This window comes from Aquirufa sp. Wall-65K1, assembly GCF_054558475.1.
In genome coordinates this window covers 700907-718047 of record NZ_JBPXKD010000001.1, presented here as the reverse complement: position 1 = coordinate 718047, position 17141 = coordinate 700907, and the positions used below count along the sequence as shown (strand labels likewise).

The following is a 17141-nucleotide window of genomic DNA, read 5'->3' as shown; positions in this document are numbered from 1 at the left end:
CCTTAGCCAAACGATTGAAATCGTTAAAAAAATATACAAAAGATTAGATTACCAGTTTTTTGATTATTCTTCTACTTTCAGAGAATCGAAATCAATGACTTTGGTACGGGCATAAAAACGCCAAGAGAGTAATGTCGCGGAGCAAATTAAGCTACATGTTAATCCTATCCATATGCCAACAGCCCCCAAGTCACCATAAATACCTAAATAATAACTGAGTGGAATACCCACCCCCCAGTATGAAAATATGGTTATGGCTGTTGGAATATTTACATCTTGTAATCCACGAAGTAAGCCTAAGGAAACAGCTTGTATGCCATCAAATAATTGGAATATAGCTCCCCAGGTAACTAAATTGACGGCAATAGCTATCACTCCAGCTTCTTGGGTATATCCACGTACTAACCACGGTTTGCCAGTAAACATGATGATGGCACAAATTCCCATGAAAGCTATGGAAAGTAGTAATGCGGCATTACCAGATTTGTAAATTCCCATCCTATTTTTTTCTCCAATGTCTGAGCCAACATGAATTCCACCTGCTGCGGCGATACCTGTGGCCATCATGTAAGTCAAAGATGCCATGTTAATAGCCACTATATGGGCAGCTTGTGCCGTTGAAGAAATCCAACCCATCATGACTACAGCCATTCCAAAAGTTGCGATTTCAAAAAATCCTTGAAAACCAGATGGAATACCCACTTTCAGAATAGTCTTTTCTAAAACCCAATGATGATGTTCTGTACCTTGTTTAGCTAAATATTTTTTAAATGACCCAGATTTGAAAATATAAAATCCTAAACAAACAGCCATGAATATACGACAAAGTAAAGTTGAAATACCTGCTCCAAATAAACCCATGGCAGGAATTGGCCCTAATCCATTAATGCAGATATGATTACCAATAACATTTAATACTAAGGCGATAATGGTAATATTCATGGCGATTCTCGTACGTTTTAATCCGTCGGAAAAGCTTTTGAAGGCTGAGAAAAGGAAGGTAGGAATTACCGAAATGGCTATTAATACCAAATAGGGAAGGGTTAATTCTTTGTTGATAGCACTTTGTTGAAATAAGTCATAATTCCAGCCAATAATACCAATTAAGAAAATAGTGATGACTGATAAGAATAAGGATACTCGAATACCAGCTCGCAAGAGATTTCCGCATTCCGAATCATTATTCTCGGCTACTGCTTTAGAAATCATGGGCGAAATAATCTGCAAGCAGATTAAACCAATCACGGCAATTGTGAAGAAAATCGAACCCGCCATGCCAGAAGCCCCCAAGCTCTCTGCGGCCTGAGTTTTCATTTGTCCTACTTGAATGGTGTCCGCCAAACCCATAAGCATCACGCCTAATTGTCCGATAACAATAGGTAATGCTAATTTTATCGTACTGGCAATTTTGTCGCTAAGACTAATTTCCTGCATGTATTAGATTCGAACAATTTCTGCACCTAAAGCATTTAGGCGAGTATCAATGTTTTGATATCCTCGGTCAATTTGCTCAATGTTATCAATGATCGATGTACCTGTGGCCGACATAGCTGCAATTAATAAAGAAACCCCAGCACGGATATCAGGAGAGGACATACGTATGCCTTTCAAGTTTTGTTTTCTGTCAAAACCTACTACCGTAGCGCGGTGAGGATCACACAGGATGATTTGAGCACCCATTTCTATTAGACGGTCCACAAAGAAAAGTCTACTTTCAAACATTTTTTGGTGGATCAATACGGTTCCTTTTGCTTGAATAGCAGTTACCAAAATGATTGATAATAAATCGGGTGTAAAACCTGGCCAAGGATGATCAGAAATGGTCAACATGGAGCCGTCAATGAAGTTTTCTAGTTCATAATGCTCTTGTGCCGGAACAAAAATATCATCTCCACGGAATTCCAGTTTGATACCAAGTTTGCGGAAAACATCAGGAATGATACCTAGCTCAGGAATTTTACAGTTTTTAATGGTAATTTCTGATTGAGTCATGGCAGCCATTCCAATGAAAGAACCAATTTCAATCATATCAGGTAACATGGTATGCTCGGTTCCTCCCAAGATTTCAACTCCTTCTATGGTTAATAAATTAGAACCAATTCCCGAAATTTTGGCACCCATGCGATTCAGCATTTTACATAATTGCTGTATATATGGTTCGCAAGCAGCATGGTAAATGGTGGTTGTCCCTTTGGCTAAAACCGCAGCCATTAAAATATTGGCCGTTCCAGTAACCGATGCTTCATCCAATAACATATAAGCCCCGGTAAGGTGTGAGGCATCTACTTCATAAAATCCACCATCTTCGGCACTATAATTGAATTTTGCCCCCAATTTCATGAATCCAGTAAAGTGAGTATCCAATCTTCTACGACCTATTTTATCACCTCCGGGTGAAGGAATACGTCCTTTTTTGAAACGAGCCAAGGTGGGTCCCAATAACATAACAGAACCACGTAAAGCAGCTGCTTTAGCTTTATATGTCTCAGATTCTAGGTATTCTATATTGACTTGGGATGCATCAAATTCAATGCTAGATTCACTTAATCTGCGAATTTTTACACCCATATCCCCCAATAAATCAATTAATTGATTGACATCACGGATATTGGGAATATTGTGTATGGTGACAGGTTCAGCAGTAAGAACTACAGCACATAAAATTTGTAATGCTTCGTTCTTTGCTCCTTGAGGAGTAATTTCTCCTGATAATTTTCTACCACCTGTTACTTTAAATGAGGCCATATGGGTCAACTATTTTTTATGATTTCTTGGATTGAAATTCCGATTATTTCTGAAGTTTTTTCTATAATTATTTCCGCCACGGTTATTGTTTGATCCGTTTGGATATTCTGGAGCATTGTAGGCATTTCGAGCATTATTGGCCACTTTGGCATGCCCTAATCCTTCTTGTGATAATTCGTCAACGATTGATCCTAACAAGTTTTCAGACATTTCTTTGATGTTTTGCCAAATAACTTGGTCATCCACCGTGTCTTTATTCCAGGTTACATAAAAGCCTTTCATTAAGCGAGCTATGTAGGCCACTAAAATCTTTTTATCTTCTATTTTTTCTTCGGCAATGGCCCGTAGAATCAATAATTCCACATTACGTCCGTAGTGTTTGAACTTTAAGTGATGTTGGTTATAATTCACTTTTTTGGGTGCTTTACCAACAGATTCTGGTGATGGAGGTGGATAAGGGCCTTGTACGTCTAACTGAAAGTTGGACATAATATACAAATCATCCCAAAGCTTTTTGGAATAGTCTTGGCTGTTATCCTTCATGCCTGGATGAATCTGTTTCATGAGTTCAATCATGAGAAAGGCATATTTGGTTCTTTTCTCACGATCCTGAATCGTCAGAATGTAGTTGACCAATTTTTGTACACTAGACCCGTATTCTTTCATAATGTTGTGTCAATCTTAATTACTAAAAACCAATCGCATCCAAAGATGTGGAAAGGAAATAAGGCAAAATACAAAAGCCGCCCAAATAGCCATCACCAAAACAGCTCCTGCTGCAAAATCTTTTGCTTTCTTAGCCAAAGCATGGTGTTCAGGAGCTACAATATCGGTAATCTTTTCTAAGGCTGAATTTATCAATTCTGCCATCCATACTCCTGCAATGGCTAAACTTATCCAAAGCCATTCTATCGCCATGAAGCCGACATTGATACCTACCACAACAACTAAGATAGTCGATGCTAGGTGAATTTTTGCGTTATTTTCTTCCTTGATCAAGGTGATAATTCCTGACCAAGCAATGGAAATACTGCGAAAAGCTTTGGATAGGTTGAACATATTAAAATTCTGCTGATTTAGGAGTTCTTGGGAATGGAATAACGTCTCGTATATTACTCATTCCTGTTACAAACAAGACCAAACGCTCAAAACCTAGTCCAAAACCTGCATGGGGAGCAGAACCAAATTGTCTGGTTTGTAAATACCACCAAATGGAATCTTCTTCAATTCCCACCTCTTTCGTCCGCTGAAGAAGTTTTTCGTAGTTATCTTCTCTTTGAGATCCTCCAATAATTTCTCCAATTCCCGGAAACAAAACGTCCATGGCTCGTACCGTTTTGCCGTCATCTTCTAATTTCATGTAGAATGCTTTGATGTCTTTCGGGTAATGGGTTAAAATGACAGGTTTCTTAAAATGTTTTTCTACCAAATAACGCTCATGTTCACTTTGCAAGTCGATTCCCCAAGCTACTGGATAGTTAAATTTACCTTGCTTGTGTGGCTTAGATTGCAATAAAATATCAATAGCTTCCGTATAGGTTAATCTTTCAAATGTATTTTCAGAAACAAATCTTAATTTCTCAGAAAGAGTCATTTCCGATTGTTCTTCTTTTTTCTTCATTTTTTCCTCCTCCAACAAGCGTTTTTCAAGGAAGGCAATATCATCCGCACAATTTTCTAATGCATAACTGATTAGGCTTTTGGTGAAATCCTCTGCCAAATTCATATTATCAGTAAGCTCAAAAAAGGCCATTTCGGGTTCCACCATCCAAAACTCAGCTAGGTGCCTAGTGGTGTTGGAATTTTCTGCCCGAAAAGTAGGACCGAAGGTGTAAATTTTTGACAAAGCCATTGCCCCTAATTCTCCCTCTAATTGGCCCGAAACGGTCAAATTAGTCTCTTTCCCAAAAAAGTCTTCCTTATAATCTACTTTTCCGTCCTCTGTTAGGGGAGGGTTGATGGCAGGCAATGTAGTGACACGGAACATTTCACCGGCTCCTTCCGCATCAGACCCAGTTATAATAGGTGTATGCAAGTAGAAGAAACCATGGTCGTTAAAATATTGATGTATAGCAAAGGCTAAGGCATGACGAATACGCAAAATTGCCGAGAAAGTATTGGTTCTAGGGCGAAGATGAGCAATCTCCCGCAAGAATTCTAAAGAGTGTTTCTTGGGTTGTAAAGGGTATTTTTCAGGATCTGCAGTACCATAAACCTGGATGGCAGAAACTTGAACTTCCACAGATTGACCTTGTCCTTGGGAAGGAATTAATATACCTGTTACGGCAATGCATGAGCCTGTAGTAACTAATTTTAACGTTTCTTCCGAAACGGCACCATCAGATACAACGGCCTGAATATTATGAATCGTAGAACCATCGTTCATCGCGATGAATGCTACGGAAGAGGATACACGTTTGGTACGAACCCATCCTTTGACCGTGACTGTTTGTTGGCTCGGGGATTGGAGAAGTAATTCTTTAATTTGCATATAAATAAATGGTCAAATGGCCCCCATTTGGGGCAAACTAGTCTCAAAATTACGTACAAAAAACGGAATAATTTTATTTATTTGTGAATTACCAGTATTTTTAAAAACAGGCCGTCAAATCGACGTATATTTGTTTATTAGATTAAAGATATGCAGGGATTATCCATCAAAATTTCTCAGCAACAGCGGCTTTCTCCACAACAAATTCAATTTGTTAAATTGCTTCAAATACCTACGGCTGAGCTAGCTGCCAGGATAGAAGAGGAATTGGAGGAAAATCCAGCTCTGGAGGAAGGATTAGAAATAAAGGATTCAGATGAATTTGATGAAAAAGAGCGGGAGACTGTTGAGGATTTAGAGCGTGAAGAATTAGAAATAGGGGATTATTTGCAAGATGACTATGCCGGTTATAAAATGGCAGGAGATTCTTATGATTCCAATGAGGAAACGAAAGAGAGGCCGATGGCCACAGTTTCCAGTGCGGAGGATTATTTATTGATGCAAATAGGTTTCGTTTTGAAAAATGAGCGAGAGGAAATTATAGCTCATCAGTTAATAGGTTCTTTGGAGGAAGACGGCTATTTGCGAAGGAATGTTGAAAGTATTGTCAATGATTTGGCATTTACTCAAGGTTTTACCACCGATTTTGAAGAGGTAGAAAGTGTTTTGAAGAAAATCCAAGCTTTAGATCCTGCTGGGATTGGAGCTCGGGATTTACAGGAATGTTTGTCGATACAATTGCACCGTCGAGAATCGGATCATCCGACTTGTTTGTTAGCCATTCGGTTAATAGATGAGTTTTTTGATGAATTTTCTAAGAAGCATTTTACGCAGCTACAGCAAAAAATTGGAATAGATGAAGTTGACCTTAAAAAAGCGATCAACCTGATAAAGCGATTGAACCCTAAACCGGGAGGCTCAGAAGGGGGTAATTTAGCCCCATATTTACAACCGGATTTTGTGGTCACCAACCAGCATGGGAAATTGGATATCAAGTTGAATGGTAAAAATGCTCCTGAATTAAGGGTAAGTAAGTCATTTCAAGAGATGCTGCAAACCTATGATCAAGGAAATAAGCAGCAAAGAGAAATTAAGGAGGCGGTTACTTTTATCAAACATAAATTGGATGCTGCTTCATGGTTTATTCAAGCAATACAACAAAGACAAGGAACTTTATTGAAAACCATGCATAGCATTGTGGCCCAGCAATATGACTTTTTCTTGACCGGAGATGATTCATCTTTGAAACCCATGAAGATGAAAGATATTGCGGCTTTGATTGAAATGGATGTTTCTACGATATCTCGTGTAGTTTCCGCCAAATCGGTGCAAACGGATTTTGGAATTTATCCTTTGAAATATTTCTTCTCAGAAGGAATCACCCATGAGTCAGGAGAGGATATATCTACTAGGGAAGTCAAAAATATATTAAAGGAAATCATTGAGCAAGAGCCAGCCCATGAACCATATCCAGATGAAACCTTGGAATTGTTGTTAGCTGAAAAAGGTTTTGTGGTAAAGCGGCGAACGGTGGCAAAATACCGGGAGCAATTGGGAATACCGGTGGCAAGATTAAGGAAGAAATTATAGTATACTTGGGTCATTTTTATTCATTCAACTAATATTAATAGGATGTCGCATTACCAATTTCTTAAACTATCTGATGTGAATGGTGTTTGGACTATTCATTTAAATCGGCCTGAGGTTTACAATGCATTGCATGCAGGTTTAATTCATGAGATTCGGGATGTGGCAGAAAAGGCCAAAGCTTCTGATTCTGCTAGGGTGCTTATTATAAGTGGAGAAGGGAAGGCCTTTTGTTCGGGTGCCGATTTAAAATCAGGGACGAGCGATTCGGATTTGGCGGCAGTTTTGAGATCGACTTATAATCCGATGATATTGGCATTGCGAGGATTAGATAAGCCAGTTATTGGCGCGATCAATGGCCCAGCTGCGGGGGCAGGATGTTCTTTAGCCTTAGCTTGTGATTATATCATAGCGAAGGAAGGAGCTTATTTTGCAGAACTGTTTGTACAGATAGGTTTAACCTTAGATGCGGGCAGTACAGCATTTTTGATGCAATCCTTAGGATATCACAAGGCCTTTGAATTAGCAGCAACAGCAAGAAAAATTAGTGCGGAAGAAGCCAAATCCTTGGGTTTGGTATCTGAGGTGGTTAAGGAGGAAAATTGGGACCAACACGTTATTTCGCTGGGAGAAGAATTTGCCCGTCGACCTACTTTGGCATTGGCCTTAATGAAAAGGGAATTGCAAAAGGCTCATCATCAGGACTTAGCAACTATTTTAGAAATGGAAGCTGAAGCTCAAAGAGAAGCGGGTTATTCCAAAGATTTCCAAGAAGGGGTAAAATCCTTTTTAGAAAAACGAGCTCCTCGTTTTATTGGGAAGTAAAATTGGAATAAAATTCATTTTTTTTCACCAAGGTCTTTTCATATTCCCAAAGAAATTCTACCTTTGCAGTCCCGAATGGGAATTGGTTGCGTAGCTCAATTGGATAGAGCATCTCACTACGGATGAGAAGGTTTGGGGTTCGAATCCCTACGCGACCACACTTAGATGAATCAAAAGCCTGTAAATGTATTTACAGGCTTTTTTTATTTATAGGTAAAAATTAACATAGCGTATTGTTATTTTCTTGAATCTTGGGTTTTGGGTTTACATCCATTATTAAATTTTGATTTTTAGATAATTCGCCTTTATAAATTTGGTAATGACTAGCTTAAACCTATTATCCTTCTGTAAAAAATAAGTCAAAATGTATTTTTGATGACAAAAATCAGTAACTAAAATTAGTCTAAACAAAGATTGTCACCTAAATTTGACAATTATTGCTTTGGTAATTTGAAAAGGGGTTTATACTCCGTGTTCTTTATTAGCGTTTAATATGTCTTTCCAGTATTTGGATCCGACATTTTATAAAAGAATTGCCAATTCACCTGTTGTTCTAGCTTAATTTTTTTGATTTAATTTGGAATGATTTTTCATCATGATGAAGCATTTATGCCCCATTGCTTCACATGATGAATAAACAATAAAATAAAATTATAACAATTTTGCATTTTATGGATGGCATGTTGATCTTCTTGGTCCTTTTCAAACTAGTGGTTTCACTGGTATTGGCTGTCTTTAATTTTAGGGTCAACCGAAATACGATTTATTTGTCTGGCGTATTGGTTGTGATTGCACTTTTTGGATTACTACATTATAGTATTTTTGCTAGCAATTCCCCTACCATGTTGATTTTCATGGGGGTGTATAGTATTCCTACCTATTATTTAGTAGGTCCATTTTTATATTTCTACTTCCGTAGTACCTTGTTAGATAATTCCAAAATTTATCCAATAGATTACCTACATTATTTACCCTTTTTCATTGCCCTGATTAACGTATTTCCCAGTTTTTTACGCCCATGGAGTGAAGCATTAGATTTGGCAAATGCTATATTAGCTGATCCCAATTATCTGAAAAATTTAAATCTGGGTTGGTTATATCCAAGTAATTTCAATATGATTGGAAGACCCATTGTCATGTTGGTTTATATCATTATTATCATCAAAATGTACCGTGAGCATAGCAATGAGTTGTACCGAAATGCGTTGCCGGATAGCCATCGTATATTAATGAAAAAGTGGTTAATCCTACTTTTGACGGTAGTTACCTTTGCTGCTTTGAGTTACCTGGCCGGAGCATTAGTCTTTATGAATACCCCTAATGTTCCAAAGCAAACAGTCATGCATTCACCGCTGACTTTAATCGTCATGATTGCCTTCCTGATGATTCCTCTACTGATTGTCATTTTTCCTCAGGTATTATATGGAATTCCGATTGTCAAAAAGAAAAGGAAATCATTTGATCATTTTTTGAATGCCGCAGAAATATACAAATATGTCAATAAATCTGACGATCCGCTTAAAGAGGATGCGATTCGCATTTTAGATAGCATCCATGATGAGAAATGGTATTTGGACCCAGAATTTAATGTGGATATGCTAGCTTCTAAACTAGACCTTCCCAAACACCACATTTATTATTGCTTTAATTACATCATCAAATCTAAGTTCACTTCATTGCGTAGCCAACTGCGCATTGAATATGCCAAAAGCTTATTAAAGAACGATAAAGAGATAGACTTGGATTTAGTGGCCCAGCAGTCGGGCTACAGTTCTGTTCAAAGCCTAAACCGCGCCTTTGTTGAAGAAGAGAGTATTAATGTGTATGATTATGTAACAAAGATTAAAAAAAGATAGTTTACGGCTTTTCAAAGCCTTTTTAGATATTTAGAGTGCCAAACTGTTGTTTCTATTATTACTAATTTAAATCTGATAAAATGAAAAAAATTATCCACTAAAGACCTAAGAGGTCTTATTATTTGACCCAAAATGTTGCCTGTAAGTTTACCAACCACAAACAAAAGACAAACCACTAGTAAATGTTTTACCTGGCTCTTTGCCTGCTGTATTTCTTATTTTAGTCTAGCGCAAGAAACCAATCAATTGTATAAGCATGCCATTGGTTACAAGTACACCACCTTATGCCAAGGTATCACCTTTCGAATGAAGGTAGCGGATGCTGCACAATTAGAAGCCTTTGCTGGACCTATTGAAAATGATCCCAATAAGCGAACTTCTGTTTTAGGTGTACGTTATTTACATACATTTCTTCAAGAAAGAGATTTTCCAATCAATCCCTATATTTTCATGGGTTTTGGATATGCACAAAGTGAAATCAAACACATCGCTTGCAAAATGAAAAATCCCAGCGATTTATTTAATCTTTACGGCTATAGTGCAGGCATTGGGATGGAGCTAAAAGTGACGGATCGGATTTCTTTAAATGCTGAAGCGGCTAGAATGACCTTATTCAATTCGACTCCCAAGGGCCCCAATTTGGATGGTATTTCCTTAAATTTTGGTATAAATTATTCCTTTGGGGGTATATTTTAATTTTTTAGTTATACGTTTGAGTTTAATGATTTTTTTAGATTTGCGACCCCTCAAATGGGTGTTTAAAAGGCAATATGATTACTTGCTCCCTGTAAATTTTTCAATCAATTCATTTACATCTCGCGAAGGATATTTTCTTAATTTTAAATCAGATTGTAATTGGTTTTTAAATTTTGGGTGTAATAGTTAAACCCATTTTTTCTGTAGCTTTGGGTATTTTCTATAGTCAAGTATTAAAAAAATAATTGGATATGGGGGCTAAGTTATTTGCCAAATTGTAATTTTGTCTTTCACCATGAATCGATTTCTTGCCATACTTTTATTGATTGCCCTTCAATTGCCTCTGATGAGTCAATGGGCATCTGTGGCATATTATCAAGTAAATCGAAATTATATTGCTAAAAATCTTTGTGAAAATCGGGATAAGCCTAAGTTGAATTGCAACGGTCAATGTTATTTGGCTAAAAAATTAAAGGCTGCCGAAGATAAAGAGCAAAAAACGAATTCAGAGCGTTTGGAAAAAATGCCTGAAATTCAACTAGCTTGTGAACAAGTACCCATGCTAGCTTTTCATCCTTCCTTGATTGATTTTTCAGAAGATCATTTTGTGCAAGACCAAATGCTTGCTCAGTCCTCCATTCATTTACCATTTCACCCCCCTAAGTATAGCTAATTTCTGGAACCATTAGGCTTGATGAAAACCGTCAAGCGTATTTTCTCATGTAAATTAGTTTAAAATGAAAGCGATGATTATCGCGCTATTTTGCTTGCTCTCTTTAGCAAGTAATGCGCAAGTATATACCTATAAAATTCTCCATGCAAGTACCCAGGAACCCATCATTGGTGCTTCATTGACACATTCTAACAAAATAATTGCCCTAAGTAACGAGAGGGGCGAGTTTGTGGTAAAAGCCATTTTAGCCAATGAAGAATATATTATTTCCTCATTAGGTTTTCAAGCTGTCCGATTAAAAGGAAAGGAATTCAATCCCGTCATACAAGTGCAAGAAGCATCCTTGGATTTAGCTACGGTGGTCGTGACAGCCTCTAGGCAAGCCGCTGTAAGAACGGAAACACCCGTGGCCATCCATAAGATAAGCGCTACTTTACTGCAAGATACCAAAGCCATTCAGTTGACGGAAATCATCAATAAAGTTCCTGGGGTCATCATGCTAAATTATAATAACGAACAGCATGCCATGGGTATTCGTCAGCCATTTGGGACCTCACCCTATTTTTTATACATGGAAGATGGACTTCCTTTACGTCCATTGGGAGTTTTTAATCACAATGCGCTGATAGAAACTAATTTACAAGGTCTAAATTCGGTAGAAGTGATTAAAGGTCCCGCCTCTTCTTTGTATGGACCTGAAGCTGTTGGAGGAGCAATCAACTTGATTAGCAAAATGGCCCCTGGAATTCCTACCGCATCCATTGGTTTTCAAGCGGATGAGTGGGGTTATGCTCGAACTCAATTCACAGCGGGGGGGCCTTTGAGTAAAAAATGGGCTTTGATGACAGGTGGCTATATAGCCCGACAAAAAAATGCGTGGGCTTCCAATTCCGATTTTGATAAGTCCTCGATCAATGTTCGTTTAGACTTTCAAATTTCTCCCAAGACCAAAGTTTGGTCTTCATTTGCCTACAATGATTATTTCTCCCAAACTGGAGGGAATATTGATAGTGTTGGATTTTATTCCAGGACTTACCAAAGTCCGGCTAATTTTACATACAGAAGTTCTTTCTCCTCACGCTCTCGAATAACATTGGAGCACAAAGGTGCCAACAATTCATTTTCAAGTTTGACTGCATTTTATCGGGAAAATTCATTAGGCCAAAACCCAGCTTACAGTATTTCTTGGACAAGTCCATCCACTTCGGCATCTGGACAAATTAATTCCAATGATTTTACCAGTTTAGGTATTATGGGACAGCATAGTCGACCATTTTCTTTGTTGAATTCTAAATTGATTTTAGGCTTTCTTCTGGATCGCTCTCCAAACAGCTATTGGGCTTATCGAATTAATTTAAAGGCAACACTTCGTCCAGATAAAAAGTCGGTAGAAAAATATGAGATAGCCTCAATTTTGCCTAACTCATATTTGTCTAATTACCAGGCAGTTATTTGGAATAAAGCTGTATATGCTCAATGGGATATTCATCCCCTAGAAGCATTACGAATTTCCCTCGGTGGCCGATTGGATGATATGTCCTTTGATTATACCAATTATATCGACCAAAGTATAGGGACCAAATCCTACACGCAGTTTTCTCCAAAAATAGGTATGACCTATGAGGCTAATCAACAAGTGGGATTTTATGCCAATTATTCCAAAGGTTTCTCACCTCCAGCCTTATCAGCTGTATTTAGGGCCCGCCCAGCTACACAAGCTATTGCTACTGGGGAAAAATTTTATTTAAGTATAGAACCTGCAGTTTTTGATAATTATGAAGTAGGAGGCTGGGCTTCTTTATTTCAATCTAAGTTGTTTTTAGACTATTCCATTTATCGCCTGAACGGCCAAAATGAATTATTAGGTATTCGCCAACCTGATAATTCGACTGATTATCAAAGTGCAGGAAAAACCTTGCATGAAGGGATTGAATATGCGATTTCCTATCGGCCAGATTCTCAATGGAATTTCCGATTTGGTGGCACGAATGCCCGACATATTTTTGTGGATTTTGTCCTAAGTCAGAAAACCGGTGATGCCTTAAAAAATGTCAATAATAAAGAAATGTCGCAAGCACCACATTTTATTGCCAATGCGGAGATTAGCTATAAACCCAATTGGTTAAAAGGAGCAAGGTTAGCTTTAGAATGGCAAAGAATTAGTTCATGGTATCAAAATCAAGTGAACACGGTTTCTTATTCGGATGCTGGTTTTGGAGGATTATTGGGTGTTTCTGTATTAAATCTTCGCTTGGGGTATCAATGGCATGCCTATCAGGTATTCATGAATGTTATGAACCTAAGCAATGAATTATATGCTAATTCTGCTAGTCGAGGCAATAATTATTCCGATAAAAGTACCTATACACCTGCTGCCCCTAGGACCATCAATCTTGGTTTGCAAGTAGATGTTTTTCAATTGTTTAAATCGAAATAATTATGAAATATTCTTTTCTTTTGAGCTTTATTTTGTTGGCATTTGTGGGTATAGGTCAACAAATCTCAGATCCTAAACGTATGGCAATGGATCCTTCTTTTACTAGCCAACAAAATGGAAATTTAGTGCTCTCCTGGGTTGAGAAGCAGGGAGATAGCACCTTGTTTTTTCGAAAAGTATGGGATAAATCCCGTAAAACTTGGTGGGCTAGTGAATCCATTCCCATTCACCCTCAAGCATCTACGCATGCGGAAGGGATGCCCAAACTGTCCTACAAGTCGGATGGAACTTGCGTATTATTATTTGAAGTAAACAAGCCCAGTGAGAAAACACGTTTTAGCGGAGATTTGTATTATGCCATGGAGTATCAAGGTAAGTGGACAAAAGCACAAACCATACATCGTGATACTTCGGCTGGATTGAGTCATTCTTTTGGAAAAATATTTCCATTAGCCAATGGCCAAGTGGGAGCACTATGGCTAGATGTAAAACTTGGACCTAAAGGAAGAACCTTGGTCTATGCTGAGACTTCAGCAGCCAAGGGTTTTGGGGAAATGCGAGTTTTGGATAAACAAACCTGTGAATGTTGTCGGATTGATGCCCTAGCAGATGCCAAAGGGAATATTGATCTTATTTATCGCGATTTAAATGATCAAGGCGAAAGGGACATGGCCTATATTCATTCTTCTGATTTTGGTCAGTCATTTTCTACCCCGGTAACTTGGATGGCAGATCATTGGCAAGTGAATGCCTGTCCACATGCAGGCCCAAGTTTAGTTCGAGGTCCACATGGCCTAGAAGCTACATGGTATACCGGAGCAAGTACTGGATCGGGAATAAAGTGGGCTTATCAATATAAAAAGGAATTGATTCTGCATTTGAAAGGAGATAAATATCGACAAGCACAATTGGCTAGCAATCCACATGGAGAAGTGGCTTTGGTATACGCACAGATAAAACAGGAAGGTGAGCGATATTTTAAGCAAATAGGAATGTATGTCAAAAATAAGCAAGGAAAATTACGGCACCAGTGGGTTTCAAATCCATTGGCTGATTGTTCCTATCCCACTATACAATGGAATGGTGAATCTTGGATGTTGGCCTATGAATCATGGCAAGGAGAGGAGCGGGTGATTGTTGTGAAGGAATTTAAATAATAGGATTTTTGCAAAATAAAAGCCCCAGTAAACACTGGGGCTTTGTTTGATTTTTGTTGATGAAAAGTTTAATAAGTAAAGCGAAGCGTTACGCCATAGGTAGCTGGGTCACCTAAAACGGCAGCATAATGACCTGCACTTCCTGCCGCTGGTAATAATTGCTCAAAATAATCTCGATCAAGAATGTTTCTACCCCACAGTAAAACGGAGAAACCATTGGAAGCACGGAATCCTATTCTTCCATTGACAATGTTATATCCTGCAATGTTTAGGTATTGAGAAGGTGAGGCACTTGAAGAAAAGTTGGAGCGAGCATAGGTATCTAATCCTATGAAATAATTACCTTTTAGCGATAAGAACTTTCCAGATTGTATGTATTCTCCGCTCAATGAACCTGCCCATTTGGAGATACCTGGTAATGTCCCTCCAGATACATCTTTGAAAGCAGAAGTACCACCGGTTTCTTCTAAAGGTACAGGTGCATTTTTGAATGATACGTATATACCATCTGTATAAGATAGTGCACCTGTAAAGGAGAAATGATTATTTAAACGAATGCTACCATCAATCTCAATACCTTTTACCCGAACTTTTTCCGCATTGGCCAAATAACCTCTGTTTACCCCAACTTCCGCGGTTTGAACTTGGGTTTGATAATCCTTAATGTCAGTATTAAATACCGTAATGTTTAAATTGGATTGAGCACTTGGCTTAGTTTTTAGGCCTAATTCATAGTGAGTTACATATTCTGGGTTGACTCTAGCTAAATCTATTAGCACAGCTCCGTTGGCAGTCGGTAGTCCACCTAAGTTTACTCCCACGGGCTTATAGCTATTGGAAATTGTTCCAAATAAGTTCAAGGATTTGCTAGGTTTGTATGCCAAAGTAACTTGTCCTGAAAAATTATTTTCATTCACACTGAAATTAAAAGCTTGGTTGGTATATAAACCATTTTTCAAGGCGACTAAAGCTGGGTCGCTTGTCTGTAAGCCACCATAAGTCTCTCTTTTGTAATCCACATCTTTTTTATCGTAGTTAAAACGAAGACCGGGTAAAACGTGCAATTTGTCAGTAATCTTCCAATCAATTTGACTAAATACTGCTGCACCTAAGGTATGTAGTCTGGAGGTAGTTTTAGTACCAAAACCATCAAATAAACCAGGTGTTTTCCAAAGTGGGGAAGTGGAGCTTTGAGCGAATCGCCACTGAGCAGAACCAGATTCTTCCGTTTGAACCGGATCAGAGGTTAAGATTTGATCAATTAAGAATACACCAAAAACACCACTTAGTCTTTCAGAAAACTGGCCCGCATAGCGAATTTCTTGAGTCCATTGGTCATGTCTTGAATTTCCTTGTGATTTAGTTAACACGGGTAGGCCTATGAAATCCCGGTCGTTGGATGGATCCCAAATCCAATAGCGCCAAGCCGAAGTTGAGGTTAGGGTACCTTTCCCGATTTTTGCATCAACGTTAATGGAAGCACCACCAAAATCATTGTTTACCCTCCAAGGGGAATCGGCATCTGTTATTCGATCAAATGGATTATTGCTTGGTAATTTATAGCCTAAATCTGAAATGATGGAGTTGAATTGGCGGTATGCAGCACGTTTGGTTGGAACTACCCCAGCTACCACGGTTGCATTTCCATCGGGTCTTTGGCGGGCATTATCACCAGCAAATGTGATGTTTACATTTTCTGAGGGAGTGTATAATAATTGGGCTCTGAATCCTACATTATTAAGGGTATTGGTCGGTTTCAAGGTGGTCATATTGAAAATAGTACCATCTCTTTGTGTTCCTGAAAAGGAAACGCGAGCAGCCAATTTTTTACTTATAGGTCCCGTGACGGATGTTTTAACTTGGATATAATTTAAGTTACCGTAACTGGCCTCAAAACTAGCACCTGGGGTAAAACTTGGAGTTCTAGTCGTGATGTTAAAAGCTCCTGCCGTAGTGTTTTTGCCAAATAAAGTTCCTTGTGGTCCACGCAATATTTCAATCCGATCTACATCCACAAAGTCAATGGCCGTAGCTGCTGGACGAGCATAGTAAACTCCGTCTACATAAAATCCAACACCTGGGTCAATACCATCATTGGTTAGGCCAAAGGAAGAACCGAGTCCTCGAATATTTAAGGTTGTATTTCGTCCATTGGATGAATATAACTGGACTGAAGGAATCAATTCTTTTAATCGATTTGGATTAAATGCACCTGCATCCTCGGCAACAGCCCCACGGATGACTGAGATGGGAATGGGAATTTCTTGAATGGATTCTTGACGTCTTCTTGAAGTTACCACGACATCCCCTAATTCATTCGTGCTTTCTTCAATGGAAATTTCCACTTTGTTGCTGTTGATGATGACCTCCTTCTTTTGATAGCCTACATAAGAAACAATCAACGTAAATGGTAGTTTTTGGCCAGTTATAAGGGTGAATTCTCCATTGGCATCTGTCGAAGACCCGTTGGTTGTACCTTTAATAACAACAGAAGCTCCGATGATAAATTCATTTGTTTTAGCATCAATGACCTTGCCAGAAACTTTGGCATTAATGGTTGGTTTATCTTGGGCGGAAGTGAGGCTCGGCAAAAGAATGGCTGCTATTAGTAAAAATAAGGCGGAAATTTGTTTCATGAGATGGTCGTTATGGGTTAAGATGTTCGTTATGTAAT

The 17141-nt window shown here is 38.5% G+C and carries 13 protein-coding genes and 1 tRNA gene; 8 read left to right on the top strand and 6 right to left on the bottom strand.

Going from position 1 to position 17141, the window contains the following annotated elements; translation table 11 throughout:
• Positions 1 to 63 precede the first annotated feature (63 nt).
• The 5 genes from ACST15_RS03215 to asnS are packed head-to-tail and all read right to left on the bottom strand — an operon-like array spanning position 64 to position 5236.
• Positions 64 to 1434 (bottom strand): MATE family efflux transporter, encoded by a 1371-nt coding sequence (locus ACST15_RS03215; RefSeq protein ID WP_459453202.1) that lies wholly within the window; start codon positions 1432 to 1434, stop codon positions 64 to 66.
• 3 nt (positions 1435 to 1437) lie between these two features.
• Positions 1438 to 2745: a UDP-N-acetylglucosamine 1-carboxyvinyltransferase gene (murA, locus tag ACST15_RS03210; protein ID WP_459453201.1), complete on the bottom strand. Its 1308-nt coding sequence runs from the start codon at positions 2743 to 2745 to the stop codon at positions 1438 to 1440.
• Between the two features lie 9 nt (positions 2746 to 2754).
• Positions 2755 to 3411, bottom strand: a complete 657-nt coding sequence (locus ACST15_RS03205; RefSeq protein ID WP_459453200.1) for a DUF4290 domain-containing protein — start codon at positions 3409 to 3411, stop codon at positions 2755 to 2757.
• A gap of 15 nt (positions 3412 to 3426) precedes the next feature.
• Positions 3427 to 3804: a diacylglycerol kinase family protein gene (locus ACST15_RS03200; protein ID WP_459453199.1), complete on the bottom strand. Its 378-nt coding sequence runs from the start codon at positions 3802 to 3804 to the stop codon at positions 3427 to 3429.
• Position 3805: 1 nt separating this feature from the next.
• Entirely contained in the window at positions 3806 to 5236 is a 1431-nt protein-coding gene (asnS, locus tag ACST15_RS03195) for an asparagine--tRNA ligase (protein WP_459453198.1), read from the bottom strand.
• Positions 5237 to 5386: 150 nt separating this feature from the next.
• Here asnS and rpoN point away from each other — a divergent pair, with 150 nt between their 5' ends.
• The 8 genes from rpoN to ACST15_RS03155 all read left to right on the top strand — a co-directional run bounded on the left by rpoN (position 5387) and on the right by ACST15_RS03155 (position 14467).
• Positions 5387 to 6826 carry an RNA polymerase factor sigma-54 gene (rpoN, locus tag ACST15_RS03190; protein ID WP_459453197.1) on the top strand — a complete coding sequence of 480 codons (1440 nt, stop codon included), beginning with the start codon at positions 5387 to 5389 and terminating at the stop codon, positions 6824 to 6826.
• Positions 6827 to 6868: 42 nt separating this feature from the next.
• Positions 6869 to 7648 carry an enoyl-CoA hydratase/isomerase family protein gene (locus ACST15_RS03185; RefSeq protein WP_459453196.1) on the top strand — a complete coding sequence of 260 codons (780 nt, stop codon included), beginning with the start codon at positions 6869 to 6871 and terminating at the stop codon, positions 7646 to 7648.
• Positions 7649 to 7732: 84 nt separating this feature from the next.
• A tRNA-Arg gene (locus tag ACST15_RS03180) sits at positions 7733 to 7806 on the top strand.
• Between the two features lie 513 nt (positions 7807 to 8319).
• The gene (locus ACST15_RS03175) at positions 8320 to 9504 is read left to right on the top strand and encodes a helix-turn-helix domain-containing protein (protein WP_459453195.1); all 1185 of its coding nucleotides are present in this window, start codon (positions 8320 to 8322) and stop codon (positions 9502 to 9504) included.
• Between the two features lie 132 nt (positions 9505 to 9636).
• The gene (locus ACST15_RS03170; protein ID WP_459453194.1) at positions 9637 to 10200 is read left to right on the top strand and encodes an outer membrane protein; all 564 of its coding nucleotides are present in this window, start codon (positions 9637 to 9639) and stop codon (positions 10198 to 10200) included.
• Positions 10201 to 10495: 295 nt separating this feature from the next.
• Entirely contained in the window at positions 10496 to 10873 is a 378-nt protein-coding gene (locus ACST15_RS03165) for a hypothetical protein (RefSeq protein WP_459453193.1), read from the top strand.
• 64 nt (positions 10874 to 10937) lie between these two features.
• Entirely contained in the window at positions 10938 to 13310 is a 2373-nt protein-coding gene (locus ACST15_RS03160) for a TonB-dependent receptor (RefSeq protein ID WP_459453192.1), read from the top strand.
• A 2-nt stretch (positions 13311 to 13312) separates the two neighbouring features.
• Positions 13313 to 14467 (top strand): hypothetical protein, encoded by a 1155-nt coding sequence (locus tag ACST15_RS03155; RefSeq protein ID WP_459453191.1) that lies wholly within the window; start codon positions 13313 to 13315, stop codon positions 14465 to 14467.
• 68 nt (positions 14468 to 14535) lie between these two features.
• Here the strand turns inward: ACST15_RS03155 and ACST15_RS03150 are convergent, their stop codons facing one another.
• On the bottom strand, positions 14536 to 17103 hold the full coding sequence (locus tag ACST15_RS03150) for a TonB-dependent receptor (protein ID WP_459453190.1): 2568 nt from the start codon (positions 17101 to 17103) through the stop codon (positions 14536 to 14538).
• Positions 17104 to 17141: the final 38 nt, after the last annotated feature.